Below are 2,342 nucleotides of genomic sequence, written 5' to 3'. Positions count from 1 at the left end.
AACCGCGCCGCCACGAGGAACGGCCGCGCCGACGAGGCCACGCCGAGCGTGCCGTCGAGGCCCTCGTCGAGCTTGCCCCAGAACGCGTCGAGGCAACCCGATTTCTCCAGGGTGAACGTCAGTGAGTCGATGAGCATGGCGTATCCTATCCGTATGCGAACAGCACGAAAAGCCGCGATTCGCGGCCTCGTGCAAGGTTTCTGCCTGCCGCCCGCGCAGGCGCGAACAGCGCAGACGATTCTACCACCCGAGGACGCCCTGCACGATGCCCGAAGGCGCGCATGAAGGAGAAACCATAGGCAGGCGGAGCGCGCCAGCGCATCGAAGGAGCGGAGCATCCGGCACACGTTCCGGAGGCGCACGTTCCGGAGGTCCCTTCCGGAGGTCCCTTCAGGATCCAAGGGTCCTCGGTCACCGTTTCGGCCGCTGTGAAGCGTTTCGGCGGCAAAAAGAGGCTCGGTACAGTTCGCGACCTGCGCAAACGCGCAGAGGACAACCAATCCGCCGTCGAAATCAGACTCTGGGCGCGCGAAAAGCCTTCACAACGCCAAAGCGGTGACTTTCGGAATGCTTTTCGGCGTTGTATCGAGGCGAAGGAGGATTCTACGCCTCGGATACCGCGCGCGGCAACCAGAAGCCACGCTCCCGGCTATCGCCGCATGGGATCATCCCGATGTCCCCCCACCGCCAACGTCGCCGCCACGAGGGTCGCCTTTCATCGCCACGGGTTGCCTTCGCCTCCCCGTATGGCGGCAACGCGCCCGCGAATTTCGCTATACTGGGAGGCGAAACCGTCCGCACGCTAGCCGACAGGAGACCCTATGCCGCGCGAGACCATGACCGCCAAGCGGGAGCGCACGCTCGAGGTGGCGCGCCGCATGAACGAGCACTACCCGGCCGCCGAGTGCGCGCTGCACTACTGGGGCGACCCGTTCCGCCTGACCATCGCCGTGCTGCTGTCCGCGCAGACCACCGACAAGGGCGTGAACAAGGTCACGCCCAAGCTGTGGGAGCGCTACCCCACGCCGGCCGACCTCGCCTCCGCCGACGTGCGCGACGTGGAGGACATCATCCGCACCATCGGCTTTTTCCACACGAAGGCGGCGAACGTCATCAAGTGCGCCCAGATGGTGGTGACCGACTACGGCGGCGAGATCCCGCGCGACATCGACGAGCTGCAGAAGCTGCCGGGCGTGGGCCGCAAGACGGCGAACGTGGTGCTCAACGAGGCGTTCGGCATCGTGGAGGGCATCGCGGTGGACACGCACGTGTTCCGCATCGCGCACCGGCTGAAGTTCGCGGGCCCATCCGCCGACACGCCGGCGAAAACCGAGACGGCGCTGCTCAAGCTCTACCCGCGGGAATACTGGGGGCCCATCAACCACCAGTGGGTGCTGTTCGGCCGCGAGACGTGCATCGCGCGCAGCCCGAAGTGCGGCGAGTGCTTCATCTGCGACCTGTGCCCCAGCTGCGGCAAGGTGTAGGGTTCCCCCGACTCCCCTTCGGCGAAAGGACCCCTTTTGGATACCCTCACCATCGTCGGCGCGCGCGAGGGCAACCTGCGCGACGTCACGCTCGCCATCCCCAAAAACAAGATCACCGTGTTCACGGGCGTGTCGGGCTCGGGCAAGTCCACCCTGCTCGTGGACGTGCTGGCCACCGAATGCCAGCGTCTGCACCTGGAGGCCCTCTCGATGCAGGGCATCCCCAAGCCCGCCGTCGAGCGCGTGCGGGGCGCCTCCCCCGCCATAGCCATCCTGCAGGACGGCGCGAACCGCAACCCGCGCTCCACCGTGGGCACGGCGACCGACGTGTACACGGCGCTGCGCATGGTGTTCGAGAAGCTGGGCGAGTACCCCTGCCCGCACTGCGGACAGATGCTCTGCGCGGCCGACTGCGCAGAGGAGACGGAGCGCGTGGGCGATGACTTCCGCGTGTACCAGTTCTGCCCCTCGTGCGGCGAGCGCATGGACAAGGTCACGCGCACGGAGTTCTCGTTCAACACGCACGAGGGCGCCTGCCCCACGTGCGAGGGCATGGGCGACGTGCTCGCGGTGGACCGCGCGGCCGCCGTGGACGAGTCCCTGTCGCTCGAGGACGGTGCCGTGGCCTTCTGGCAGGCGAAGTACCGGGAATACCAGATAGGCGTGTTCCGCGCGGCGTGCCGACATTTCGGCCTGCCCGACCCCGCGCACGCGCCCGTGGCATCGTTCGACACGCTGCAGAAGGCGCTCTTGTACGAGGGGGTCAAGGCGCCCGCGCTCGAGCGCACGCTGCCGCAGGTCGAGCCGCCCCGGAAGGTGGCCGACGGGCGCTTCGAGGGCGTGGTTCCGCTGCTCATG

1 protein-coding gene and 1 pseudogene are annotated in these 2,342 nt (G+C 67.5%); both read left to right on the top strand.

What is annotated here, in order from left to right:
- Positions 1–821: 821 nt before the first annotated feature.
- Positions 822–1,484, top strand: coding sequence for an endonuclease III (nth, locus tag GPA_RS11025; protein ID WP_015539903.1), 663 nt, complete (start codon positions 822–824; stop codon positions 1,482–1,484).
- Between the two features lie 36 nt (positions 1,485–1,520).
- Positions 1,521–2,342 (top strand): annotated as a pseudogene (locus tag GPA_RS19235) (hypothetical protein); the annotation flags it as partial.

Origin of the sequence: Gordonibacter pamelaeae 7-10-1-b (genome assembly GCF_000210055.1) — a bacterium.
GTDB classification, from domain to species: Bacteria; Actinomycetota; Coriobacteriia; order Coriobacteriales; family Eggerthellaceae; genus Gordonibacter; species Gordonibacter pamelaeae.
Note: the sequence above shows the minus strand (reverse complement) of the source record. Positions and strands in the feature narration are given on the sequence as shown.

What these genes read in the sequence shown, in the direction of transcription:
- nth (WP_015539903.1), top strand. Translation starts at nt 822, where the DNA reads ATGCCGCGCGAGACCATGACCGCCAAGCGGGAGCGCACGCTCGAGGTG.